This window comes from Alkalicoccobacillus porphyridii (assembly GCF_007293315.1).
Classification (GTDB): Bacteria; Bacillota; Bacilli; order Bacillales; family Bacillaceae_D; genus Alkalicoccobacillus; species Alkalicoccobacillus porphyridii.
In genome coordinates, this window is sequence record NZ_VLXZ01000009.1 from 96,181 (window position 1) to 121,740 (window position 25,560).

Sequence of the window (25,560 nt, forward strand, 5' to 3'; positions counted from 1 at the left end):
CTATCTACTAGTATAAATTAGGAGGTAAATCATGCATTCCGAACGTAAACCATGGCGATCATTTTTAGTTTTTCTCTTTTTAGGTCTTCTGGCTGTTTTATCTTTGTATCCGATGTATGTAGAGCTTTTACCGCAACAGTTGGCTGAGCTTAACATTCCTTTGATGATGTCAGTCGAAGTTCTGGCATTATTATCCTTAATCAATCCTTTTATATTAATATCGCTAGGCGTACTAGTTGGACATTTAGTCGCTACAAGGTCAGGCTTTACATCATTTATCTACGAGAAGGATCGCTTGGGCAAACCACTATTGCCTAGACTACAAGCGATTTTACTTCCATCCATTTTGCTTGGGGTCATTAGTGGTGTGATAATTATGGTAGTTGAATATTTCATCCAACCCCTATTACCCTCAGCATTACAGATGACAGACTCGGAAGCGACCATCACTTTTTATGATTTTGCCTCGCGTATTCTCTATGGTGGAATTGCTGAAGAGATCATGCTGCGTTGGGGTGTGATGAGTTTACTCGTTTTTATGATGTGGAAGGTATTCCAGCGTAAGCTTACCCAACCTACACAAATAATTATTTGGATCGGAATAATCTTATCAGCTCTTCTTTTTGGATTGGGGCATTATGGTGCTACAGCAGCCGTTACTGAGATGACACCCGTTGTTTTCGCTCGAATGTTATTTCTGAATGGCTTTGCAGGAATTATTTATGGATGGCTTTATTGGAAAAAAGGACTAGAAGCAGCCATGATCGCGCATATGTTTACTCATGTTACGTTCATAGTCATCATTACATTTTTGTTTTTATAGAAGAAGCCGTCCTATACGTACGCTGTACGTTGCTACAGGACGGCTTTTTATTCTTGCTGTAACATTCTCATTTTTTTGCTCCAGTTATTCGTGCGGCTATATAAAGCATAATTCCGATAAGCAATAATATATAAACTGGTATAGCTGTAACAGAGCCTAAATCAGGAATTAAATAGATCATTAACATGAATACACCAACAAATATAATTCCATAGATCCACACTATTAAGAATTCTAGAATTTTATTGATCTTTTTAAAACAAGCCCAACGAAGGTAATACACGACTACATACAAAAAGAGAAAAGCAATGGGGATAGATAATACCACTTTAAGTAATACCGTACCAATATAATATTCTTCTATTAGCACTCCTTTGTTAAATATGTAATAGATAAAAATCGTTAAAAGACCCGTAAAGAATGTACTAGCAGCAAGGAAATATAAATATGCCATTGCAAATAATCTTATTCGCTCTTTCGTTATCATTTTAGGAAGCTCGCCGATAATGTCTTTGCAGTACTGCTTGGGATCATCACCAAAAACCTCTTTCGCTGTCTTTCCTTCTTCCTGCGCAATCAACAAATGATCTAGTAGCTCGGACAAAACTTCTTCTGTTTCCTGTTCAGATTTGCTGAAGGACAAGCGAATATACACAAGCATGTCTTCGTAGTATTTCAGATTCTCTTTTGTCAGCTGAGTTCGTTTCTGGTTATTAATTTCAATTAATTCTTTCAGTTCCATCACTTTCCGCCTCCTAACATTCGATCTACTGGAACTTTAATACCTACCCAGTTTGTTCTGAATTCCTCTAATGCTTGAACACCATCCCTAGTCAGAAAATAATATTTCCTATTTGGTCCAGTTGATGATTTTTTTAATTCTCCCGAGATTAATTTCTCCTTTTGTAATCGTAATAAAATCGGATAAATCGATCCTTCGCTTACGGAAAGACCGTCCCATGCTTTTACAATCTTTATCTGAACCACCTGGGGATAATGTGAATTACATCTCTGAATTAAAATTAGACGGCCATAGAATGATTCTTAGCAAATTTGAAGGAAGAACAAAGTTTTTTACAAGACATAGAAATGAGCCATTGAACAAGCTCAAAATTACTATCAATTAGTGAAAGAAATGGACTTGGAAGGCATCGTTGTAAAGGATCCCAACTCAACTATAAACAAATAAAGGCGACTATTTATTTAGTCACCTTTAATCATTAACTATAAGTATACCAATACCCTGTTACTAGCAAAGACTGCACGACTCCAAATGCTAAAAGAACGAGACATAGATAGTATCTAAATTTCTTACTAGACTGCTTATGTTGAGTTCTCTGTTTTAGAAAAAAACCTAAACCAATTAATGAGATAATTAATGCAATTGGTGCAACTAACAAATGACTTATTCCAGAATAAGCATTTAATAAAATTGTGACCAGGGCAATTAGAAAGTAGATAGCCACCATCAACACCTCCTGTCCAAGTATATGCATCATCTATAAATATGATTAATGAATTTTTTCGTGAAAAAGCCATCCATCTACCTTCATGGATGGCTACTACTATTTATTTTGAAAAAGACTACATGAAAAGATTAATAACTTCTCCAAGAAATATTAGAGCTATTCCGGTGCGTTGATGTAAATTGATATTGACGTGAATTTTTGTTGTCAGCTACCCACAGTCTCAAAGAATCACTACCCAAGGGACTATCACGAGTTACTAACCAGGTCGAGCCACTTTTACGATACTCTTGATCTGTGAATTTTCCAATAGCAATGTACTTTCTTATCGTCCCTTTTCCTTATTTTAAAATTTTCTCAGCTTCAGCTGCAGTCAACACCTCATACAGGGGTTGCGTAATCATGTTAGTTCTACCTTTTTATTTAGTATTTTGTTATGGATCTTGAAAGACTCAGGAGGGTAACAAAATTTATTATTCAGATCCCAGGGATTTAAATAAATTTTGTGTATCTAGAATTAAGTAATCGTCAAATCTTTCATAAATCTAACTCGGTCCATTCCTAAACCATCATAATCCTCGGTAACCTCCACCCCGTCCACTAACTTATCCCCAGGTTCAATCACAAAGCCCATTTTTTGATGATAGGCAATAGAGGATTTATTTTGTGGCGAGGTGATACACCTTATAATGGTTCGCTTCTCTGACTGAACAACCTTAAAAAAGTGCTGATACAGCCTCTGACCAATCTTCTTTTTTCGGTAATCAGGATGGACTCCTGCGAAATGGATATACGCTTCATTTGGTTGTGTTTGAGAAAGAAAACCAATCAAGAATCCAACCAATTTCCCTTCCTCCTCAACAACAAAACTGGTCTGATTAAAATGGGTAAAGAAAAGCTTTGGGAGCATGTGGGCCATATCTCGACCTCCCCACCAATCGTTTACTACAGAAAGGATGTCTGCCTGGTCACTCTCTTTAAGATTTCTAATCTGCATTTTTTATCACCTTTATTCTTCATTTAAGTTAATCGTAAATGAGTCAAGTTCTATGTCGTTACCTGTACCTACAAAGATAGGCACAATCGTTAATTGCTCTACACCCTCTATTTCTTCCAAAGCTACTCGTATTCTACTTTTCATGTGAAGATACTGTTCACCGTCTTCATATTCCCCGTACCCATCACCAGAAAGAATCATTGGTTCTTCTGAAGCATTTGGATTGATAATTTTTAATCTAAAAGCAGGTGAAAGGACGTCTTCTTCATCTATTATAGGCTCTATTAAGGAAACGGGAATGATGAGTTCTTGGTCCGTTTGAGTGATACTGTTAATGTTAATTGTCATGTCATCATGCACTTGGTTGTAGTGTAAAGGAATCTTCTGTAAGCCTTCTACTTCCTTTATTAAAAATGTGAATTCAAATAAATCAGCTTGTTCTGTTGTTAACATGACTTCAAGGTTAAATTCTTCTGGCAACTCGTCTTTTGTTGTTCGCTCGGAATAGCCCTCGATTTCATAAGGGTTAATTACCTTTTGAGAATCAAATTCACGTTCGCTCTGTGGTATCTTTCCATCTGCATTTATTTCAAAATGTGATTCAAGATTCTCACTAAAATTCTCTATGTCAGAACTCATATGATATTGAATGGTCAATACTTCATAATCATATAGTATCTCATCTATTGTAACTGTAGTGCCTTCTATAGTTTGAGACTCCCCAATAAACCTCCGCACCTCTAAATCAGTTGGCTGCTCAACGATAGCTTCTGGCTCTTCTTCTTCCAAAAATGCACTCAACAAAGGTAGATCTGTAAACCCACCGGTATTAGATGTTGTTAATATCGTTGCTCCAATAAGCAAAGCACAGCCTACAGCAACACTACTAGATAAAAACACAAACCACTTTCTAGGCTTTGTCATCGCAGACGTTTCTTGATTGGTTTGCTGTTCCGCTTGGGAGATGCCTCTGTAAATCGCTTGACGTACTTCATGCTTTGGGAACTCTGATTCAGATGATTTTCTCATAGTATTCACTCCTCTCCAGTTGTTTTTTTAGTTGTTTTTTCCCACGACGTAAATGTGTTTTCACTGTATTTAAAGGTATATTCATCGTTTCTGAGATTTGTTTAAGAGACAAATCATGATAATAAAATAGGATAAGTACTGAATGATAAGGTTCATCTAGCTCATATACAAGTTCCTTTAATTCTTGTGATGAATGAGCATTTGTCATTTTATAATCAATACGTTTCAGGAGTTCATTCTCTTCAAATGGAATCATACGCTCTTTTTTCTTTAGTAGCTTGTAGCACTCACGAATTAAAATTCTGATCAACCATGTGGAGAAATATTCAGGTTGCTTTAGTTGATGAATGGAGAGATATGCTTGGCAGACAGCTTCCTGTATTGCATCGAGAGCATCGTCTTTATTTTTCACATAAGAAAGAGCAGTAAAGTATAGTTTTTCTTCCTCCGCAATTAATAGCTTTTCAAAAGCTTCTTTATCTTTTGAGATAGCTAGTTTTACGTCATAAATAGAATGCATCATCTGACCTCCCTTCATTTATTAGAGCATACATGGATACTAAAAGGTTTCACCTAAATAAAAAGAACAGTGAACATCCATGATGTCCACTGCAGTTGTGGTTATTTTGATATTTTAATTACAAATTCGGTACGTGAAATTATTAAGCCCCACTAAAGGAAAAGTTAAATTTCATTGGTTCCCCGACTGCAGAGCCTGTATTTTGATTAACTGGTTCAACTGTCGCTCCATAAATAGAATAAATATCTTTAAGTGCTATGTCATTCACCATATAAAACAGAGTAATGTGATGCTCCGTTTGTGGCTGTAAATTACCATATCCTCTTCCTGTTCCACTGAACATTTCATGAACATAAAGGGTTGTATTTCCACTTTCTAAGACAGTGTTATCGATATGAAAGGTAATTGGATCATCCCCAGAATTAGTCACCACAACATCTAATTGAATATACTCCACTTCATCTCCCGCCACGCCAGCAAGATCCGGCTCGGTTATCTCTCCGCTTATTTTACTGGCACTCTTAAGATGAACAGAGATAGGTCCGGTTTGAAGCGTTTGGATATTTTTCAGTGAAGCTTCAATAGTGAAGTTTCCCGTATTGTTTTCGACTGTCGCACCAGACCCACCGTCTACAGCTAGCGCTCCCCGCATATGTTCAAAGGTTTGAAAGGTAATTTCGGGCTCCTCTTGCTCCTTAGACTCCTCTTGCTTTTCTTCCTTTACATTATCTTTTTTGGGCTGTTTTTCTTGGTCTTTCACTTTCGTTTCCTTCGCGTCTTCATCAGTTTCATCCGATTCCGTTTTATTTGCCGTCACCGTATCTTCTTCGGTATTTTCTTTCTCCTCCGTCTGCTCCTCACCCTGCTCCTCTTCACTTTCCTCCGCCTCAGTTTCTAAACGAACAACGGTCTGATCTAGTTGACGGTCTTGCATTCTTGCGATTTGTTCTGCCTCTTTCATTTGTAAATCTTGTGTCTCTGCTTGACCACAGGCAGAGACTAACATTGTGACCAAAACTACCGGTACTATTACTGTTTTCTTCACTCTATTTCCCCCTCTAATCTCTTAAATTAGACTAACAGACTTTTGTCACAGGACTCAAGAGGTTTATTTTATTCAACAACTGTAAAAGAGATCTCAGCTTCTAATTTTATTGGTTCGTAGCCAGGTTCGCCGTCTATATTAAAATCTGTTCTTCCTGTAACTGTGTACTCTCCAACTGGGAATTGCGTATTTTTTGCAATTTGCTCTAAAAATTCTGTATCCGCTTCATCATCGCTCCCATAAACCACCTGACCACGATAACGCTCTTGATACGACTTATCGTGCTTGATACTTTGAGTAATATAGGGCTCCGCCATTGCATGAGAAAAACCATATCCTCTCAGGTGCTCGTAAAAAGTGAAATAAAAAGGAGATTCCGCATGGCCAATAGTTACTTCCTTTTCATCACCAATATATGTTAGTTCAGCAGTGATTTTAACCGATTCGCCAACTTGATACTCTTCTTTTTCAGATACCAGCCTATAAATAAAGTCGTTTTTTTCTTCTTGATCTTCTGCATTAAATCCTGGGAATGGTTGGTCTGGATCCGCTGGTGGATCACCGATTGAAACTACCACTTGTATATTTGCTGGCTCATTATTTGAATCATTAGCGGATGGTTCCTCATTGTCTGTAGTAGTATCGGATGGAGCAACACTACTAGCTGGTGTTTCATTTGAGTTATCATCTCCCGTATCATCAGAGGCACCACAGGCTGTTAAAAATATCATCAGTGACAGCATCAATATCTTTTTCATATTAACTCCCCTTCGTTGACACTAATTAAGGGTAATTATACCAGATTACATTATATGACGAGATATCCTGTTAATGAAGTGGATATCACTTGTGAGTTTAAAGCATCTATGTCCTAGTCCTCACCAAAAAAACGGACGTATAAAAGCTCTTCCCAAAAGAAGCGCTCTTTACGTCCGTTTACTCTTACGATCTTAGACTACCGATTAAAATATCGCATTTGCAATTAAAAGTAAGATTAATGATGTTACCCAAGCAATGGTTGTTGGCACAGACCACACAAGAATTTGTTCCTTAGCTTGTTTAATTCCAATCGTCCTGTTTACTACCCAGAATAAGCTATCATTAAAGTAAGAGAATAGCATAGATCCAAGCGCTGCTGCCTGTGCTGCTAAGACCATATTGACGTCAAGTCCTGCAAGGATTGGTGCAGAGATGGAAGCAGACGTAATCATAGCGACAGTTCCACTACCTTGAATAACTCGAACAAGACTCGCGATAACAAACGGAAGCAAAATAGCTGGTATACCTGTATTTACAACCATTTCAGCGATGTATTCACCAACACCTGTCTCTCTTAGTACAAACCCTAAGGCTCCACCGGCACCAGTTACAAGTAAGACTATACCTGCCTGCTGTATGCCTTCTTCCATCCGGTCTAATGCCTCAGAGCGTTGGATGTGTCCAAACAAACCATAGATAGCTACTAATACTGCGATACCTACAGCTATAATTGGTGAACCAAAGAATTGAATATAATCAACAACTGTGCCTGTTTTCTCTAATGCTACTGTTGTTGTATTCATAAAGATTAAAATTAAAGGAACCACAATCGGAGCGGCAGAACGCCATAATGATGGTAGGTCTTTACTTTCTTTTTCCTCCATCCAGTCTTCAACGGTAATTTCTTTTTCAGGGCGTACCCATCCAAGCCCATCTTCACTAGGTAGCTGATAAATACGTTTTCCTAGCCACTTTGCATATAGTACCATAACGAATACAATAGGAATTGCAAATAACATACCTGATAAAATCATTAAGCCGATATCAACATCTAAAATTCCTGCCACTCCAAGTGGTCCTGGAGTGGGTGGTACAGCACTGTGAATGACCACAGCTCCACCAGCTAAAGCAACGGCTAAGGCGACAATCGACTTCCCGCTCTTTTTAGAGAGCGCTTTCGCTAGTGGACTCAAAATAATATAAGCTGAGTCCACGAATATTGGAATGGCAACAATATACCCTGTTAACGCCATGGCCCATTCTTCTTTTCGTTTTCCGAGTACTTTAACAATCGTGTATGCCAGTCTTTCAGCAGCACCCGACACTTCTAAAATACGCCCCATCATCACACCAAATCCGATGACAATCGCAATTGAGCCGAGGGTGCTACCAAATCCTTGAGTGATAGCATCAACTACAGCAGGAGGGGTCATTCCTCCTACAAGACCAGTAATAGATGCGGCGATGATGAGGGCTAAAAAGACATGTACCTTAGTCTTAACTACTAAAAATATTAATACGATTATAGCAATAACAAGTCCAATGATCATTTGAGTACCTGATACGTCCATCTCATTTCCCCCTTAAGAAAACGCTTTATATTTCCATTTTTGAAAAAGCCGCCGAGGCGGCTCACAATATTTACTCGTTTACAAAGTGTGGTGCATATTTTGCTGCTAGTTTAATTGCTTCTTCCATACTGACAGAGCTTGCAATTCCTTCTCCAGCGATATCAAACGCGGTGCCGTGATCTACGGACGTGCGTAAGAAAGGTAATCCATTGGTAATCGAAATGGTACGATGAAAATCAGTCATCTTAGCGGCGATGTGTCCTTGATCGTGATAAAGAGAGAGAACAGCGTCATATTTGCCGTTAAGAGCTTGGTGGAACACTGAGTCAGCTGGAACTGGTCCAACCGCATCAATGCCAGTTGCTTGTGCAAGCTCAATGCCAGGCTTGATTTCATCTACTTCCTCATAACCAAACAGTCCATTCTCTCCACTGTGTGGATTCAGACCAGCTACAGCAAACTTTCGGCTCTCCACTCCAAGTTTTTGTAGGGCTGCATCACAACGAATTAAATAGTCATGCACTCGCTCTTTTGTCATTTGGCCAATTGCATCCTTAAGAGACAAGTGACGAGTTAAGAAAAAGATTCTCATGTTTAATACTTCAAACATCGTTAGTGGGTCGTCCACTCCTGCAAAACCTGCAAGCATTTCAGTGTGACCAATATAAGGGACTTCAGCTGCTTTCAAAGACTCTTTATTGATTGGCGCCGTCGCCATCGCTTGCACTTCATTTGCCTGGCACAGCTCTACAGCGTATTTAATGTAGTCAAAGGCTGCTTGCCCGCAGGGTGCACTGACTTGGCCAAGTTCAAATCCAGGAAGCTCACCAAGATGAATAATATCAATGGTGCCATATGCTCCCTTTGCTTCACTGACATTTTTTATTCTGTTCACATTCAAGTTAGCTTTTTTCACAGGAAGCATTTTTTCAAGCACGTCTGCATTTCCAACTACAACAGGAGTACAAACATCGTATATTTCTTTTTTATCTAATGATCCTACGGTAATTTCTGGTCCTATTCCTGCTGGATCCCCCATTGTTACGGCAATGATTGGTTTTGTCATGATTAACTCTCTCCCTTTTAGATCGTGGCTTTTGTCTGTACAAACTTTACACATTCATAGATCGCTTTTTTGTCTCCAATTAAGCCACCTTTAGTGACAATTGGTAAGCCATCAAAATACCCTCCATCAAAGGTGCCATAAGCCGCCAGTGGCATGACTTCATCCTTTAATGAAATCCCATTTGCCCGTCCTAAAGCACACACAGAGGCTGTGACATCGCCCCCACTTGTGAAGCAACCAGCAAAGGTTAGTGTCTCATTCGTTAACAGTTTACGGCTGATCGTGGCTAGACCATCTGTAATTCGTTTTGCTAAAGCATCTCTACTTGTTCCTTCTTTATCTGCTTTAGCCTGTAAATCAACGAGCTTTTGTCCAGGCTTATGAGTCGTTACAATTAACACATGGTTAGCTGGTGCTTGTTCGATTGCTTGCTCCGTCGCTCTCTCCACTTCTTTTTCCCAGGTATCCGTGTAGCTTGCTAATGGTTCAGGATCTACATAAATGGGCGTAGCTCCTGTTTTCTCTATTAAAAAGTCTAATTGAGATCCTGTTAGGCTTGTCGCACTTCCAACTGACACTAAAATATTTGCTTTCTTAACATGGTCCTTGGAAAGTGCTCGTGCATAACTGGCCGTTAATGGTCCTGGATCGGCACAGACAATGTTTCGTCCACTTTGAGAAAGTGCTTCAGCAATGTCTTCAATTTGCTCATTTGTGACCGCATCCACCACAATAAGTCGTTTGCCTTGCTCGATTTGTGCTTGTAGGGCGTTTAAAATTTCTGATTGCCCTTCCATTACTGCACTTAATCCAACATAACCGACCTTGTGCACAGATTGCTTAGCAATTAAGTCGGGCACATAGGACTTAGTAATTGGCGCAATCGGATCTTTAGATACATACGTTTCCTGCAAAGGTACACCATCAAGAAGTAGGTAACCTCCTGTTGTTACCCTCCCTGAATCTGGGAATGACGGAACAATCACAGATATCGTCTGTTCATCCAGATGTTCTAGAATTTCGTCAATTTCTTCCCCAATATTGCCCCGAATGGTACTATCAATTCGTTTTGTAAAAACGGTAGCCCCCCAGTTTGATAACTGAGTCATTGCCCGTGCCACTCGCTGTCTGGCCAATTCCTTGGTCATATAGCGACTATCTGTGTCCATGATAACCACATCATGATACCCATTTGTAGGCACATTCGCGCTGTGTACAACGGTTGTAGCTTGAAACCCTTGCTTCACTAGCTTGACACCGGATGCATTAGCCCCTGTTAAATCATCTGCTATCACACCAATTTTCATTTTTGTCTTCCCCCTGATCTATAAAGGCACCTTAACAATGTTTTTGTGGTATGGCGCAAGCTCTAAATCTGATAATCGATCGTCTGTGAGCACTCCTTCTAATTCATGTAACTCACATACATGGGCAAAGGATTTTTCATTAAACTTGCTACCGTCACACACTAGCCAGGTCTGTTCAGCTGCTTCAATCATGAGCTGCTTTGTTTTTGCCTTTTCAATCGTTGGAGCACTGACGCCAACAGCTGCATGTACAGCATGTGCTCCTAACAAAAACAAATCTACATGAATGTTACGTAGAAGATCGTGAGCATGTGAGCCATATAATGTTCCTACCTCAGGTTGAACCTCCCCACCAGTCACAATACAGCGAGGCTTTGCGTCTACCAATTCAGCCGCAATCTTAATGTCGTTCGTAATGATGGTGAGATCATCTCGGTCTTTTAACAAGCGAACAATTTCAAGAGTTGTTGTTCCTGAGTCAACAAGAATGGTAGCGCCTTGACTAATCAATCCAACAGATTCATGAGCAATCCTCTTTTTTGCGTGTAGCTCTTTTGTTTCTTTGTTTGTATAAGGAGTCTCCTTAACTAGTGCTTTAGGAAGGACCGCACCACCATGTGTACGAATCAGCTTCTGCTCTTCTTCAAGCAAAGCTAAATCACGACGAACTGTCATGTGCGAAACATTTAACGCTTCTGTCAGCTGCTCGATTTCTACCTTACCTTGCTTCTCTACTAATTGTCTGATTTGTTCTCTTCTTACTTTAGGATTCATGTTCGTTTTTCACATCCTGTAATGTTAATTTACAACAATAATTTGCGTAAGTCAACTTTATTTTGTTTGTTATTCACATAAATTATCAACTTCATGTTTCATTTTAACACAAAGCGCATCAAACTACTGTAAAGATTAGCAAGCGTCATGCCAATAAAAATGGATGCATATACATATCTTTAGAGGATAGGAGGGCAAACATGGCCAATATACCGGTTCAGCTACAGCAAGGAGATACAGTTGGCATTGTTACATTAGGAAGTCCACTTGATCCAACTGTCATTAATACGAGGGTTGAATACTTACGAGCGTTAGGCTTTAATGTGATTCTTGGGCAAAGCGTTTATCAGCAGGATGGTTTTCTAGCTGGTACCGCCGAGTCACGCGGCGAAGACCTTATGTCGATGTTTAGAAATCCTGACGTGAAATGGATTTTGCCTAGCCGAGGAGGAGTGGGAGTAGCAGGTATTCTTCCGTTTCTTGATTTTGATGTTATTAAAGATAACCCTAAGATCCTTACAGGCTATAGTGATATTACCGTTCTACAAAATGTTTTATTTCAGTACGCTGATTTAATCAGTTTTCAGAGCTTACTTTTGATCGATTTTCGCACAGGAACACCACCTTATAATTTTGACCAATTCTATTCTGTAGTATCTGCCCCAGTAAATAATAAGCCGATTATTAATCCTCCAGGCGAGCCTTTTATTAGTCTTGTACCTGGAAATGTTTCTGGACGGTTAATTGGTGGAAATCTTACATCCTTTGTGGATACTTTGGGCACGGAGTTTGAGATTGAAACAAAGGATAGGATTATTGTAATTGAGGAAACACACGAACCAATCAACACGGTCTATCGCTATTTCAGCCATCTTCAACAAGCGGGTGCTTTTGAAGATTGTGCAGGAATTATAATGGGAGAATGTACAGGTTGCGACGAAGCCTATGGGGTTACTTATAACGAGTTTATTGAGCAGTTTGTTGTTCCACTTGGAAAGCCATTAATTACAAACGTAAAAACCGCACATGGATTTTACAAAGCTGCGATTCCGATTGGAGCAAATGTGAATTTGAATGCAGATCAATCAACAATTACTATTCTTGAACCAACTGTAAGCGAACAGTGATGGACTGTTCGGCTTACGGTTTGTTTTAGATTGAAGTGTGACCCCCATTCAAAATTTCAGCCATGAACCAGTCCCAGTGAATGTTAGCTATAATGACACGCACTAAAATGCCCTGGTTCAATTTCTCTTAGCTCTGGCTGCTCTGCCTTACAATAATCTGTAGCCATAGGACAGCGGGTATGAAACCTGCAGCCTGATGGGATGTTTAATGGACTTGGGATGTCTCCTTTTAATAAAATTCTCTTCTTTTTATTGATGGTCACCTCTGGAATGGCAGAAAAAAGAGCTTCGGTATAAGGGTGACGAGGCTTATTGTAGAGCTGGTCTTTGGATGCCAACTCAACAATCGTGCCTAGATACATGACAGCTACTCTATCGCTTATGTGTTTCACCACAGAGAGATCGTGTGAAATGAATAAGTACGTAAGCTCATACTCTGATTTAAGTCGTTTAAGCAAATTTAAAACCTGAGCTTGAACTGAGACATCAAGAGCGGAAACCGCCTCATCACAAATAATGAGCTTTGGTTTAACAGCAAGAGCTCTAGCAATACTTACTCGCTGCCGCTGGCCACCACTAAATTCATGCGGGTAGCGCCAAAAGTGATCAGGCTGTAAACCTACATCATCAAGTAGCTTTAGAATATACGATTTACTTTGATCAGCCGGTACCACTTTATGTACTTTTATAATTTCAGTTAACATGGAGCCCACTGTTATCCGAGGATTCAAAGATCCAAATGGATCTTGAAATATCATCTGCATATCCTGTCTTATTCCTCTAAGCTGTTTTCCTTTATATTGATTAATCTCCTCTCCTTCAAATGAAATCAACCCGTCCGTTGCTTTCTCCAATTGAATAATCGTCCGACCCATCGTAGATTTACCACAGCCCGATTCCCCAACAATGCCTAATGTTTCCCCTTTTTTTAAATGAAACGATACTCCATCAACTGCTTTCACCTGTTGTTTATTTCGAGAGAGAAGCCCCCCTGACCCGGAGAAATATGTTTTCATGTTCTTTAACTCAAGTAAATGCGGGGACGATGTCAAATTAGTTAGCCTCCTTCTCAAGCTGATGCCAAATCTCATGATATCTCCAGCAAGCCACTTCTGCCTTACCAATCTGATCTAATGGAGGTGAGTGTTCTTCACAGTATGAATGAGCGTATGGACAGCGGCTGGAAAAACGACAACCTGTTGGCATTTGATGTGGTAGCGGAACAGAGCCAGGGATTGTTGCTAATTCTTCTTTTACGTCATCAAGCTTTGGTATGGAGGCAATTAATCCCTCTGTATAAGGGTGCTTTGGATCATGCAGCAGTTCTTCAACTGAGCTTGTTTCCACTACTTTCCCCGCATACATCACTAACACACGATCAGCAACAGCTGACACGACACCTAAGTCATGTGTGATCATAACAATAGACATACCAATCTTCTGCTTTAATTCATCTAGCAACTCCAAAATTTGTGCTTGAATGGTTACATCAAGTGCTGTAGTTGGTTCGTCCGCAATGAGAACACTTGGGTTGCAGGACAAAGCCATTGCAATCATTACACGTTGTCTCATTCCTCCACTTAATTGATGTGGATAATTAGAAGCACGCTCTTCAGGGGAAGGGATGCCAACTAGTTCTAGCATCTCTACTGCTTTTTGTGCAGCTGCTCTTTTCGTTACTTTATTGTGAATGCTAATATTCTCTGCAATCTGCCTGCCCACTGTATGCACAGGATTTAAAGAAGTCATAGGTTCCTGAAAAATCATTGATAGCTGGTTTCCACGAATGTGACTCATCTCTTTTTTAGTTTTGGTTAACAGATTTTCTTCACCCAGTTGAATGGTTCCTTTTTCAACCACGCCGTTTTTGGGCAAAAGCCCCATGACAGATAATGAGGTTAAGCTTTTACCACAGCCAGATTCTCCAACAATACATAAGGTCTCGCCTTTCTCAACGTCAAAGCTGACATCATGTAATATATTTGTTCGACTTTTTTTATTTTGAAATGAGACATAAAGATTTGAAACCTTAAGCTGCTTATGAGTCATTTAATTCCCTCCACATCTTTTATTTACTATTTTTCGGGTCTAGCATATCGCGTACACCATCACCAAATAAATTAATAGAGAGGACTGTTAAAAAAATAAAGATCCCTGGAAACATAGCAAGCCATGGGGCCTGAATAAGAAAACCCTGTCCAGATGAAAGCATAGCTCCCCAGCTAGGTGTTGGTGGCTGTGTACCCAGCCCTAAATAACTTAGGGATGCTTCTGAAATGATTGCTGATGCTGTGGCCAGCGTAGCTTGTACCATTACTGGTCCGAGCGTATTGGGGAAAATATGTATGAATAATATACGCCAGTCCTTTAATCCAGAGCTTTTAGCGGCACTCACGTATTCTCGTTCACGGTGGGCTAACACTTCAGCCCGAATTAATCGAATAAAATTCGGTGTAAGCACAAGGCCAATTGCAATCATTGCATTTTCCAAGCCTGCTCCAAATACAGCAGCAAGACACAACGCCAAAACTAAAGGAGGAAAAGAAAGCATGGCATCCGTGAGCCTCATCACTACATATTCATCGATAAATCCCCGATAAAAACCTGATATTAACCCTATCGGCACCCCAATTAGCATAGCAATGCCAACCGCAATCAAACCTGCCTGCAGAGATACTTGTGCTCCATATATAACGCGACTTAAAATGTCTCGACCAAGTTCATCTGTTCCAAACCAATGCTGCGCGTTTGGAGATTGAAAGATGGCATCATAATTCTGAGCATCCGGTTGATAAGGAGCAATCATTCCAGCAAATAAAGCAGTTACAATCATCCCCAAAGTAATCATTCCACCTATAACAGCCAGCTTATTCGACCAAAGACGTTCAAACATTTCTTTCGCCATTCTTACACGAGGGTGAACCTCTTTAGGCTGAAAATAAGTAGCATCTGGTTGGTGTTCAAGTTTTGCCATTAGCTCTTTCCTCCTTGGACATTAATTCGAGGATCCAAGAATGAGTACATAAGATCAACGACAAAATTGACGACTATGACCGCAAACGCCATAAAAAGTACCGCCGCTTGAACCACTGGAAAGTCTCTCATTAAAATGGAGTTAATGACGAGCTGACCTAATCCTGGTACAGCAAAAATTGTCTCCGTGATTACTGCGCCTCCAAGAAAAGTAGACATTTGCAAGCCACTAACTGTAATAACAGGAAGGATAGCATTCCTGAGGCCGTGACCAAAGACGACACCACGTTCCATTAATCCTTTGGCATAGCCTGTACGAATAAAATCAGATTGAAGAACTTCTAACAAACTAGAGCGAAGCATACGTGTCAGCTCAGCTGAGAGTCTAATTCCAATAGTAATAGCAGGAAGGACCATTAGCGCCATACTTTGAATGGGACTTTCATTAAATGGGATGTATCCAGATGGCGGAAACCAACCTAATGTAATTGAAAAGATATAAATTAATAAAATACCTAACCAAAACGGGGGGAGTGACACTCCTGATAAAGCAAACAATGTACTAGAATAATCAAGAATGCTTCCTTTGCGAACGGCACTGATCACTCCTGCTGGTAGAGCAATAAGTAAAGCAATAAAAAATGAAAAAACGGTTAATTGCAATGTGATAGGAATTTTCTCTATTAAGATATCAGTAACTGGCGTCTGATCACGCACGGATTGTCCAAAATCCCCTTGAATTGCATTCACCAGCCAATTTATGTATTGCACAACTAATGGCTCATTTAGACCCATCCCTTCTCGAAGGGCTTGAAGCGATTCCTCACTAGCTTCCTCTCCTAGAATGAGCAAAGCAGGGTCCCCAGGCAGTACATTTACAATACTGAAAATAATGATGCTAACTAAAAACAGCAGTAGTATCATTAAGCCAAATCGTCTAAGAATAAATTGCAGCACGTTTTGTCTCACTCCCCTTCCAATTCACTAGCAAATAAAGTTTCGGTGCGTATCATTGTATCTGGAATATGTTTAAACCCCTCTACTCCTTGCTTCATCGCTTTGTAGTCATGGTCATAATAAAGGTAGATGTACGGTGCATCATCCCAAACAATCTCGGAAATTTCATCATACAGTTCTTTTCTTTTTGTTTGATCAATCTCTGTTTGAGCCTCATCTAATAAGGAATCAACGTTCTCATTGCTATACCTGGTATAATTATTGGATTGATCCGTCTTCATAAAACGATACAAATTTCCGTCTGGATCAATACGTCCACTCCATCCATTTCTAACTGCCTGAAAATCTCCTGTATCAAGCTGTGATAATAAAGTTCCAAACTCCACCATTTCAATATTCACTTCTACATCAATCTGATCAAGCATTGCTTGCACCATTTGAGCAATTAACTGTTCCTCGGGTGCTGGACTTATTTTTAATGTGAAGGAGATGTCTTCTAACCCTGATTCCTCTAATAACTCTCTTGCCTCTTCTAAATCTGCCTCAGGAACACTGAGGTTTTCATTATGTGCCCAATTATTTGGAGGAATGGCGCTTGCAGCAGGTTCCACCGCATCATAAAAAACGACCTTGGAAATCGCATTTCGATCAATTGCAATATTTAGTGCCTGCCTCACATTTTTATTGTCAAATGGATAAGCAGACGTATTAAGATGTATTCCCTGAAAGCCAATAGCCTGTTGATCTAGTAATTTAATTTGTTCATTTTGCTCGAGTGTAGCAACATCCTTAAATGCAATTTTGTTCACAATATCTATTCCACCAGATACTAAATTTGTACCCCTGACATTCTCATCTGTGAACGGCCGATAAACCAATCTATCAAACTGCGGCGACTCTCTCCAATAATCTTCATTCTTCTGCATGGTTAATTCACTTTGAAGTACTCTATTCTCAAATATATATGGGCCCGTTCCAACAGGCTGATTAGCAAATTGATCGCCATTTTCTTCAATCGCTTGAGGTGAAACCATCATACCTGCCCGATCAGTTAATGCTGCTAAAAAAGGGGCAAAGGGTTCTTCCATAATTACCTCTACCGTATACTCATCTAACACATTAACTTCTGAGATCGGTCCCAGTTCCCCCGTGCGAGGAGAAGCAAGATCTGGATTAAGCATTCGCTCAAAATTATATGTAACAGCTTCAGCATTAAAAGGAGTTCCATCATGAAAGGACACATTTTCTTCGAGATAAAAGGTATAAGTCATACCATCTTCAGACTCTTCCCAGCTTTTAGCGAGCTCTGGTACTAAATTTAAATCTTCATCAATATCTATTAATGTATTAAATAGACTTTGAAATACTTGCCTATCTACCGCCGCTGAGGATCTATGCGGATCCAGCTGGGGAGGATCGTTATCAAGCCCAATTACTAGCTCGTCTGAATGCGGCTCGAAATCGGAAGCAAGTCCGGCTACACACCCACTTAAGAAAAAGATAGTCATTGTTAAAAGCAGCGCCCATTTCTTTTGATAAAAAACGATCATCACCTCTTTTTTAAAATATTTAATACAGATTTGCGTTAAAGCAACATAGCATTAAATGTTAATCGACTTTTTTATAAAAAACAATCCCATTTACCGAATAATCTCATTATTCGGTAAGTAATATGACATACTTTTTAGATTAAAGCGTTTCACTTAGAAGTTTGTGTTAATTGTTTTTATTTTTGTAATTTATCCAACACAAAAAAACGGACACTAAGAGGTCCGTTAAAATATAGGTTATCAGTCCTTACATACAAAGTTAAAAACGAGTATAAACAGATTCCGCATCACTGTCCGTTAGCATTTGAAAATCTTTTAATGAATGAGCATCTTCATTTCTCCATAACCACCGTGGCCGGGTTTGGTCTTCTTGATAATAATAATTCTGACTAAAATGGGTATCCTCATTTTCTTGGTACTCATTACTAATAAATAATCCTGTGCTGCTTGCTGTCATTTTATTATGTTCAATTCGATTGCTATAGGTATGATATTGAAATAGAAGCTGCGCCCCTTCTAAACCTTCTGTATCGTTATCTATAAGTGTATTACCTGAAATAAGTGTATTTGAGGTTCCTCCTCTTTGACTATCATAGCCTCCGATGGAAATGCCAGTATAACTGTTCTCATACACCTCATTATTAAGAATATCAATTTCATCCGCAAACTTATCTTTATGCTCAGACGTCGCTTCTATGCCGATATCATTCTGGTACACAATATTATCCTCAATTAGAATACGGCTTCCTCCATCCACATAAATACCGGCAGCACTATAGTCCTTAGCGTAGCTTGGATTCTCGAAGCTTGAGTTATGATGAACTTCATTTCCGCTAATTACACCATCTCTTGCATAGTCTTGAGAGGAGTTAGTAGCAACCCCTTCGTAACCAATCACATCTATTCCAATGTTATCTGTTTCGTATACATGGTTTTCTGTAATCGTGAACTGACTGACATCGCCATTTACGACAAGAGCTTCGCTAAGACCAAGCTTAAGATTAGTGAGTGTATTCTGATGGATATCAATATTTCCAATCGCTTCATTGCCATAAACAGCAATTCCATGGGCATTTCCTTCAATAGCGTAAGTAGAAATATCTTCAATCGTATTATTGCTTAGTTGGATATGCTGGCTATCTCCAGTGATCAGTATACCCATAACTGTTTTTTCCGCATTCTCTGTTGTTAGATCAGCTATCGCTAAACCATCTATTGTAATATAGCTATACCCATCTACTTCAATTAATGCAATATCATCAGGTCCATCCTCAAGCTGCGCTCCACTTATATGAACTTCCTCATCTTGATAAGCTTGAAACTGAACCGGTTCTGTTTCTGTACCGCTATGTTGGATGATAAGAGGCTCATAATATGTACCCTCTCTAATATTTACGATCGTTCCAGCTGTTGCTTTTTCTGCAGCTGCCTCCAGGCTTAACAGCGGTTCTTCAATTGTACCAGGGTTTTTATCATCTCCATCAGTCGCCACATAAATGTGTGGATCCACTACTTCTGTCGTAACATTAAGCTGGCAGCCCGTGAGAATGAAGACCATTACCAGCATGCTAATTAATTCATATTTTCTTTTCATTTTGCCTGTTCCTCTCGCTGCAAAGAGCCTTTTTATACTTTTGTAAAATATTTCTGTTCTTATTTAGTTAGTATATATGATTTTTGTATTGAGTGAATTAGAATTTTTACTTAGGAGGTAAAGTACTTAACGAATATTGCTTTTAGCAAGGGGTAGCCCGTCTTACCAAGAATGAAGAGCTTATTATCAAGAGGAACACTGCTGTTTCCAAGACCCAACCCCTCTCTCCAAGAAAGATGCTCTCTTCACCAAAGAAGAACACCTCTGTTTCCAAGACCCAACCCCTCTTACCAAGAAAGACGCTCTCTTCACCAAGAAGAACACCTCTGTTTCCAAGACCCAACCCCTCTCTCCAAGAAAGATGCTCTCTTTACCAAGAGGAACATCTCTGTTTCCAAGACCCAACCCCTCTCTCCAAGAAAGACGTTCTCTTTACCAAGAGAAACACTGCTGTTACCAAGACCTACCCCCTCTCTCCAAGAAAAATGTTCTCTTTACCAAGAGGAACACCTCTTTTTCCAAGACCCAACCCCTCTCTCCAAGAAAGATGCTCTCTTCACCAAGAGGGACACTGCTGTTACCAAGACCCACGCCACCTCCTCCCCTTTCACAAGCTCCCAACCAAAAATAACCCCGCATCACCAAAAGTGATACGAGGTTATCATCCATTCTTATGATATTTTTTATCCTAAAGACACTCTCTTACCTTCTTCTGCTGACTTCTTAGCTGCTACGTTGATTCGAGTGAGCTCAACCATATCCTTCTGAGTAATTCTAGGCTCTTGTTTATGGAGGATTTCGTTTACCCATTGCTGCATAGCACTACTTTCTTGTTCTGGTAGCTCTGGTGTTTGCCAGTTTCCGTCACCTAATTCGCTTGAGCGGATTTTCAGATCACGTTCTTCAACTAGAATACTTCCTTTTGTACCATGTAGTTCAAGTATAAATGGACTGCCGTTTGCGACAAAGCCTGCTTCAATGACGCCCATTGCGCCTGATTTGTGGCGAGTGATGACAGTGGTATGATCATCGACTTCTCTGCCTATAAAATAACCCATTTCACATAGGACGGATTCTACATCTCCAGCTAAACGATTTGTGAGGTAAATAGGGTGCGCACCAAGGTCAATTAAGGCACCTCCTCCACACTGGTCAGCATTATAGAAGTGTTCTGGCAACCAGCCATTTGGGCTTGAATCCGTTGGAACACCACCACCATGCTCAAGTCGACAGCGGATAGAAGTTAATTCTCCAAGTAAGCCATCATCCAATGCTTTTTGTGCGTATAGATAAGAAGGGTCGTTTAATCTTGGTAAGGAAAGCATAAGGGAAACCTTGTTATCTTTTACGGCGTTAAGAATATCTTGAACTCCTTCATCCGTAATCGCTAAAACCTTCTCTGTAAAAATATGCTTACCTGCTTGAGCTGCTGCTATGATTACTTTTTCGTGAAGGTTTGTAGGTGTATCCACAATGACTCCATCAATATCTTCTCTTGCAAGAAGAGCATCTAAGTCTGATTCAAAATCTGCGCCTAGCTCTTCTGCCCAGTCTTGACCGCGTTTAGCGTCTTCGTCCCAAACCGCTACAATTTCAATATCTTTATTTGCATTGGCTTCTCTTGCGTAGTCATTTGCGTGGACATGCCAACGACTTAGCATCGCTACTTTAATCATTTAATCATCCCCTGTGAAGTAATCGTTTTCATAATACATCCTAGTCAGGTTCGTCTCATTCTGTCAAGACAAAAAAGTGATATTTATTTTAAATCGTTTGAGATGAGTTTTTTTCTAAATTGATATGGAGAGGTTTTTTTGAAGCCTCTAAACTGCTGAATGAAATAGCTTGTGCTGGAATAACCAACCGTTACAGCTATTTCAGTGACCGTAAGATTTGTTGTTGATAGTAATTTTTCTGCTTCGGTTACACGCACATAATTTAAGAGTTCTGTAAAGGACCTGCCTGTTACAGCTTTGATCTTGCGAGAAAAATAGCTATAGCTTAGCTTGCAATGCTTTGCAGCGTCTCTAGCGGTGATACCGGAATGAAACTGTTTTTCAATCAAGTCAAATACCTCACGCATAAGGTTTAACTCTACTTCATTAAAGGGCTCCTTCTCACGGACAGCGACGCCTTGATTACGCCAGTAGCGTAGTACCTCCAAAAATATGGAGCAGATATGAATTCGGATCGCAAAATCATAGCCGTACTCCTTTAAATAAAACTCCTTCATAATTTGATTAATAATGGTTGAGATTGCCGTGTACTCGGTTTCTTTTTTTGTTAATAGGGTTTGCGGACTTGTTTTTGCCACTGTAAATGGCAGCACGTATTTTGACTCAAAGATGGAGCGTGAGGTCGAATATAGTACCTCGGGCTCGAGTTTAATCACAAGATATCGTGTTTCTTCCCCGTCTTCAGCAAATATAGAGTGAACTTCATTAGAATTAATAATGACTAAGTCCCCTTCATTCATAAAAAACGTTTCTCCACCGACAAACATTCGTGCTTTTCCCGAAAAGGAAAATAATAATTCAATCGCTTCATGAAAATGTGGAGGGGCGATTTGATTAGAAGGAAGACTATGCTCTACATGACACTGAATCGGCTGGTTTAAGGCGTTCTCTTTTAGAACGTGCTCATGTTTAACTTCTGTTTTTATAACCATTTCACTAACTCTCCTTCTCCCCTATGACAAATATCTTATACTTTATAATACTATAAGTATATCTCCTTTTCCTGCTTCATGTTACATTTTTACTGTGTTATAGCTTTAGGAAGGAAAGGTTGTGTATAAAGTGAAAAAAATTGGCTTGCAGCTTTATTCAGTCAAAGAGAAATGTGCCGAGGATTTTTTTGGAACACTAGATGCCGTGGCAAAGGCTGGCTATGACGGAGTTGAATTCGCCGGTTATCACGGCAAATCAAGTAAAGAGCTTAAGCAACGACTTGAGAGCAACCAGCTTCAAGCTGCCGGAAGTCATGTCGGGATTCAAGAGCTTGAGAATAATCTTGAAAAAGTTATTGACTATTCTCTAGAAATTGAAAGCCCTTTCATCGTTTGTCCTGGATTACCAGATGAGTATCGCAATAGCGCGGACGCATATAAGCGTACAGCTGAGCAATTTACGCGAATTGGCGAAACGTGCGCAGCCTCAGGAATAGCTTTCGGCTACCATAACCACGATATCGAGTTACAAACGTTTGATGGTGAGTATGGTCTTGATCTGTTGTTTGCACACAGTGATCCAAACAAGGTCTTTATGGAACTTGATACATACTGGCTAGAAGCAACTGGTTTAAAATCAGTTGATTGGATTAACCGCTATAAACAACGTATTAAAGCATTACACATCAAAGATATGAACAATCTTGAAGAAAAGATAAATGTTGAGGTTGGCTCAGGAGTTATGAATTTTAAAGAAATCATTTCAGCTGCCGCTTCACATCAAGTTCAATGGTATATCGTTGAACAAGAAGAATATAGCATGGATGAAATAAAATCAATTGGTATTAGTGCTTCTTATTTAAAATCAATTCTATAACATACTAAAGGAGTTTTTAATCATGGAAAAAGTCGTACGTATTGGAATTATTGGTTGCGGTGGAATCGCGAACGGAAAACAAATGCCGAGCCTTGCTAAAGTGAAGCAAGTTCAAATGGTTGCCTTCTGTGACATTGTTAAGGAAAAAGCAGAAAAAGCAGCAGCTGATTATGGTGTTGAGGGTGCAGATGTTTACACAGATTACAAAGAACTTTTAAATGATTCTTCTATTGATGTGGTCCATGTTTGTACGCCAAACAAATCACATTCATTCATCAGTATCGCAGCAATGGAAGCTGGTAAACACGTTCTTTGCGAGAAACCAATGGCTAAAACTGCTAAAGAAGCTCGCGAGATGGTTGAAGTAGCAAAGCGTACTGGTAAGAAACTAACGATTGGTTACGATAACCGTTACCGTAATGACTCACTTTATCTTAAAGAGCTTGTTAAAGAGGATGAATTTGGTGACATTTATTATGCTAAAGCTCACGCTGTTCGTCGTCGTGCGGTTCCAACTTGGGGCGTATTCTTAAATGAAGAAGAACAAGGTGGCGGACCGTTAATTGATATCGGTACTCATGCGATCGACTTAACACTCTGGACACTTAATAACTACAAGGTGAAAAGTGTTGTTGGTAATGTGTATTATAAGCTTTCTGACACAGAAAATGCTGCAAATGCCTTTGGTCCTTGGGATCCAAAAGAATTTACAGTAGAAGATTCTGCGTTTGCTTTTATCACAATGGAAAACGGTGCAACGGTAACACTTGAAGCGAGCTGGGCCTTAAATACACTTGATGTGGATGAAGCCAAAACAACCATTTGCGGAACAAAAGCTGGTGCAGATATGCGTGATGGTCTACGCATTAATGGTGAAAAGCTAAGCAGATTGTATGTAACTAAGCCTGATCTAGCAGCTGGTGGCGTAGCTTATTATGAAGGTGGAACTGAAAGCCAAGCTGACCGTGAAGCAAGACTTTGGATTGAGGCGATCATTAACGATACAGAGCCATTTGTAAAACCTGAAGAAGCATTAGTCGTAAGTGAAATTCTTGAAGCGATTTACGAATCATCTAAAACAGGAAAAACGATTTATTTTGATCAGAAAGAGCAGTTCTCTACTTCGAGTTAATGAAAGGGTGTCATTAGCTATGTTGAGGTCTTCTGAGTATTCGAAACACTATCTAATCGGGGTATGTTTAAGCACATTACTTATAGCTACTGGTTGTTCTAACGCAACGGATGCAGAGGAAGAATTAGAAGAAACAATTTCAGTCGAAGGAAAAACGACCGTTACCTACTGGCATAATTATACGGGTACTGGTCTGGAAGCCATTGAACAGGTAGTTGAGGATTTCAACAGAAGTCAAGACGATATTTTTGTACAGTCCATCTATAGTGCATCTTCAGAAGGAGACGATCAAAGGTTGCTGACGGCTATCGCCGGAGGCAACCCTCCTGATCTTGCTCAATTTGATCGATTTAAAGTAGCTCAATATGCCGCAGAAAACTCTTTAGAATCACTTTCCCCATTCATTGAAAGAGATGAATTCGACATGGATAAATATTATGATTACTCAGCATTAGAGACAATGTATGAGGATGAGTATTATGCCATCCCCCTTACAACAGATTCTAGATTATTGTTTTATAATAAGGACCGCTTTGAAGAAGTCGGTCTTGACCCAGATCATCCACCAACTACAATCACTGAACTTGAAGAGGCAATTGATTTATTAACCACTTTTGAAAGCGGTAACATACAACAAATTGGTATGGTACCTTGGACGGCTCAAGGATGGTTCTATACTTGGGGTTGGTCTTTTGGTGGCGAGTTCTATGACGAAGAAACCAATCGTTTAACCTTAACTCATCCTAAAAATATTGAAGCGTTGGAATGGCTCGTTAGCTTTGCAGATAAATACGACGCAGCAACCATCACTAGTTTTGATACCGCTCAAGGAAGTAATGAGATGGATCCATTTAATCTTGAACTATACAGTATGAAGATAGATGGACCTTTTGCTATATCGAATATTAATCAATATAACCCTGATTTGAACTATGGAGTTACACCTATACCAACTCCAACTGGTGACAACTTTTCCACTTGGTCAGGTGGTATGTCAATCATTATGCCTAAGGGATCTAGGAATCAAGAAGAGGCATGGGAATTTATGAAATACATTGGAAGTGAAGAGGGTCAACGAACCTTTAATGAAATTGATAACCAGATGTCTGTCATTGATACCGTCAACGAAGACCTGTACGGTGATGACCCGATTATGAGAGAATTTATTGATATTCTACCTGACTCCAATGCTCGTCCCCCCATTCCAAATGGCCAGTTATTATGGAATGAGCTCGATAAAATGGTTGAATACGCCATTCATGGTCGTGGCACACCTGAAGAGCTTTTGGAAAAAGTAAATAATCGAGTGAATGTTGAATAGTGTG

26 protein-coding genes are annotated in these 25,560 nt (G+C 39.7%); 5 read left to right on the forward strand and 21 right to left on the reverse strand.

All coding sequences use genetic code 11. The features are described from left to right. The first annotated feature begins 31 nt into the window (after positions 1–31). The gene (locus FN960_RS14740) at positions 32–823 is read left to right on the forward strand and encodes a CPBP family intramembrane glutamic endopeptidase (RefSeq protein ID WP_143849542.1); all 792 of its coding nucleotides are present in this window, start codon (positions 32–34) and stop codon (positions 821–823) included. A 67-nt stretch (positions 824–890) separates the two neighbouring features. Here FN960_RS14740 and FN960_RS14745 read toward each other — a convergent pair whose 3' ends face one another. The 13 genes from FN960_RS14745 to FN960_RS14800 all read right to left on the reverse strand — a co-directional run bounded on the left by FN960_RS14745 (position 891) and on the right by FN960_RS14800 (position 11,357). Further along, the gene (locus tag FN960_RS14745) at positions 891–1,565 is read right to left on the reverse strand and encodes a DUF1129 family protein (RefSeq protein WP_143849706.1); all 675 of its coding nucleotides are present in this window, start codon (positions 1,563–1,565) and stop codon (positions 891–893) included. After that, positions 1,565–1,810, reverse strand: a complete 246-nt coding sequence (locus FN960_RS14750; RefSeq protein ID WP_260682023.1) for a PadR family transcriptional regulator — start codon at positions 1,808–1,810, stop codon at positions 1,565–1,567. The genes FN960_RS14745 and FN960_RS14750 overlap by 1 nt, the downstream gene beginning before the upstream one ends. A 233-nt stretch (positions 1,811–2,043) precedes the next feature. Beyond that, the gene (locus FN960_RS14755; RefSeq protein WP_143849544.1) at positions 2,044–2,292 is read right to left on the reverse strand and encodes a hypothetical protein; all 249 of its coding nucleotides are present in this window, start codon (positions 2,290–2,292) and stop codon (positions 2,044–2,046) included. Positions 2,293–2,420: 128 nt separating this feature from the next. Beyond that, positions 2,421–2,618, reverse strand: coding sequence for a hypothetical protein (locus FN960_RS24920; protein ID WP_498034076.1), 198 nt, complete (start codon positions 2,616–2,618; stop codon positions 2,421–2,423). 188 nt (positions 2,619–2,806) lie between these two features. Continuing rightward, on the reverse strand, positions 2,807–3,286 hold the full coding sequence (locus tag FN960_RS14760) for a GNAT family N-acetyltransferase (protein WP_143849546.1): 480 nt from the start codon (positions 3,284–3,286) through the stop codon (positions 2,807–2,809). Between the two features lie 12 nt (positions 3,287–3,298). Continuing rightward, on the reverse strand, positions 3,299–4,315 hold the full coding sequence (locus FN960_RS14765) for a DUF4179 domain-containing protein (RefSeq protein WP_143849548.1): 1,017 nt from the start codon (positions 4,313–4,315) through the stop codon (positions 3,299–3,301). After that, a complete protein-coding gene (locus FN960_RS14770; protein ID WP_143849550.1) occupies positions 4,299–4,838 on the reverse strand; it encodes a sigma-70 family RNA polymerase sigma factor in 540 nt (179 codons plus the stop codon). Before FN960_RS14770 ends, FN960_RS14765 begins: the two co-directional genes overlap by 17 nt. A 139-nt stretch (positions 4,839–4,977) precedes the next feature. Beyond that, positions 4,978–5,880, reverse strand: coding sequence for a hypothetical protein (locus FN960_RS14775; RefSeq protein WP_143849552.1), 903 nt, complete (start codon positions 5,878–5,880; stop codon positions 4,978–4,980). A gap of 68 nt (positions 5,881–5,948) precedes the next feature. Beyond that, the gene (locus FN960_RS14780) at positions 5,949–6,638 is read right to left on the reverse strand and encodes a hypothetical protein (protein WP_143849554.1); all 690 of its coding nucleotides are present in this window, start codon (positions 6,636–6,638) and stop codon (positions 5,949–5,951) included. A 204-nt stretch (positions 6,639–6,842) separates the two neighbouring features. After that, a complete protein-coding gene (locus FN960_RS14785; RefSeq protein ID WP_143849556.1) occupies positions 6,843–8,210 on the reverse strand; it encodes a GntP family permease in 1,368 nt (455 codons plus the stop codon). 70 nt (positions 8,211–8,280) lie between these two features. After that, the gene (gene pdxA / locus FN960_RS14790; RefSeq protein ID WP_143849557.1) at positions 8,281–9,276 is read right to left on the reverse strand and encodes a 4-hydroxythreonine-4-phosphate dehydrogenase PdxA; all 996 of its coding nucleotides are present in this window, start codon (positions 9,274–9,276) and stop codon (positions 8,281–8,283) included. 17 nt (positions 9,277–9,293) lie between these two features. Further along, positions 9,294–10,583, reverse strand: coding sequence for a four-carbon acid sugar kinase family protein (locus FN960_RS14795; protein ID WP_143849559.1), 1,290 nt, complete (start codon positions 10,581–10,583; stop codon positions 9,294–9,296). An 18-nt stretch (positions 10,584–10,601) separates the two neighbouring features. Beyond that, positions 10,602–11,357, reverse strand: a complete 756-nt coding sequence (locus tag FN960_RS14800) for a DeoR/GlpR family DNA-binding transcription regulator (protein ID WP_143849561.1) — start codon at positions 11,355–11,357, stop codon at positions 10,602–10,604. 200 nt (positions 11,358–11,557) lie between these two features. Between FN960_RS14800 and FN960_RS14805 the strand changes: the two genes are divergently transcribed. Next, on the forward strand, positions 11,558–12,484 hold the full coding sequence (locus FN960_RS14805; protein ID WP_143849563.1) for a S66 peptidase family protein: 927 nt from the start codon (positions 11,558–11,560) through the stop codon (positions 12,482–12,484). An 83-nt stretch (positions 12,485–12,567) separates the two neighbouring features. On the opposite strand, the gene FN960_RS14810 is transcribed toward FN960_RS14805, so the two are convergent. The 8 genes from FN960_RS14810 to FN960_RS14845 form a co-directional block, all read right to left on the reverse strand. Then, on the reverse strand, positions 12,568–13,575 hold the full coding sequence (locus FN960_RS14810) for an ABC transporter ATP-binding protein (RefSeq protein WP_143849573.1): 1,008 nt from the start codon (positions 13,573–13,575) through the stop codon (positions 12,568–12,570). Beyond that, positions 13,538–14,533: an ABC transporter ATP-binding protein gene (locus FN960_RS14815; protein WP_143849575.1), complete on the reverse strand. Its 996-nt coding sequence runs from the start codon at positions 14,531–14,533 to the stop codon at positions 13,538–13,540. Before FN960_RS14815 ends, FN960_RS14810 begins: the two co-directional genes overlap by 38 nt. Positions 14,534–14,552: 19 nt before the next feature. Then, positions 14,553–15,389 carry an ABC transporter permease gene (locus FN960_RS14820; RefSeq protein ID WP_143849708.1) on the reverse strand — a complete coding sequence of 279 codons (837 nt, stop codon included), beginning with the start codon at positions 15,387–15,389 and terminating at the stop codon, positions 14,553–14,555. 68 nt (positions 15,390–15,457) lie between these two features. Continuing rightward, on the reverse strand, positions 15,458–16,414 hold the full coding sequence (locus tag FN960_RS14825) for an ABC transporter permease (protein ID WP_143849577.1): 957 nt from the start codon (positions 16,412–16,414) through the stop codon (positions 15,458–15,460). 8 nt (positions 16,415–16,422) lie between these two features. Continuing rightward, a complete protein-coding gene (locus FN960_RS14830) occupies positions 16,423–17,964 on the reverse strand; it encodes an ABC transporter substrate-binding protein (RefSeq protein ID WP_143849579.1) in 1,542 nt (513 codons plus the stop codon). Between the two features lie 259 nt (positions 17,965–18,223). Beyond that, positions 18,224–19,558, reverse strand: coding sequence for a right-handed parallel beta-helix repeat-containing protein (locus tag FN960_RS14835; protein ID WP_143849581.1), 1,335 nt, complete (start codon positions 19,556–19,558; stop codon positions 18,224–18,226). A 683-nt stretch (positions 19,559–20,241) separates the two neighbouring features. Beyond that, positions 20,242–21,234: a Gfo/Idh/MocA family protein gene (locus tag FN960_RS14840; RefSeq protein WP_143849582.1), complete on the reverse strand. Its 993-nt coding sequence runs from the start codon at positions 21,232–21,234 to the stop codon at positions 20,242–20,244. 83 nt (positions 21,235–21,317) lie between these two features. Then, positions 21,318–22,226, reverse strand: a complete 909-nt coding sequence (locus FN960_RS14845) for a helix-turn-helix domain-containing protein (RefSeq protein WP_143849583.1) — start codon at positions 22,224–22,226, stop codon at positions 21,318–21,320. A gap of 121 nt (positions 22,227–22,347) precedes the next feature. Here FN960_RS14845 and FN960_RS14850 point away from each other — a divergent pair, with 121 nt between their 5' ends. From FN960_RS14850 to FN960_RS14860, 3 genes are read left to right on the forward strand one after another with little or no spacing between them, the layout of a single operon-like run. Continuing rightward, a complete protein-coding gene (locus tag FN960_RS14850; RefSeq protein ID WP_143849585.1) occupies positions 22,348–23,103 on the forward strand; it encodes a sugar phosphate isomerase/epimerase family protein in 756 nt (251 codons plus the stop codon). Between the two features lie 22 nt (positions 23,104–23,125). Beyond that, positions 23,126–24,235 (forward strand): Gfo/Idh/MocA family protein, encoded by a 1,110-nt coding sequence (locus tag FN960_RS14855; RefSeq protein ID WP_143849586.1) that lies wholly within the window; start codon positions 23,126–23,128, stop codon positions 24,233–24,235. Positions 24,236–24,254: 19 nt separating this feature from the next. Beyond that, positions 24,255–25,556 carry an ABC transporter substrate-binding protein gene (locus FN960_RS14860; RefSeq protein WP_143849587.1) on the forward strand — a complete coding sequence of 434 codons (1,302 nt, stop codon included), beginning with the start codon at positions 24,255–24,257 and terminating at the stop codon, positions 25,554–25,556. Positions 25,557–25,560: the final 4 nt, after the last annotated feature.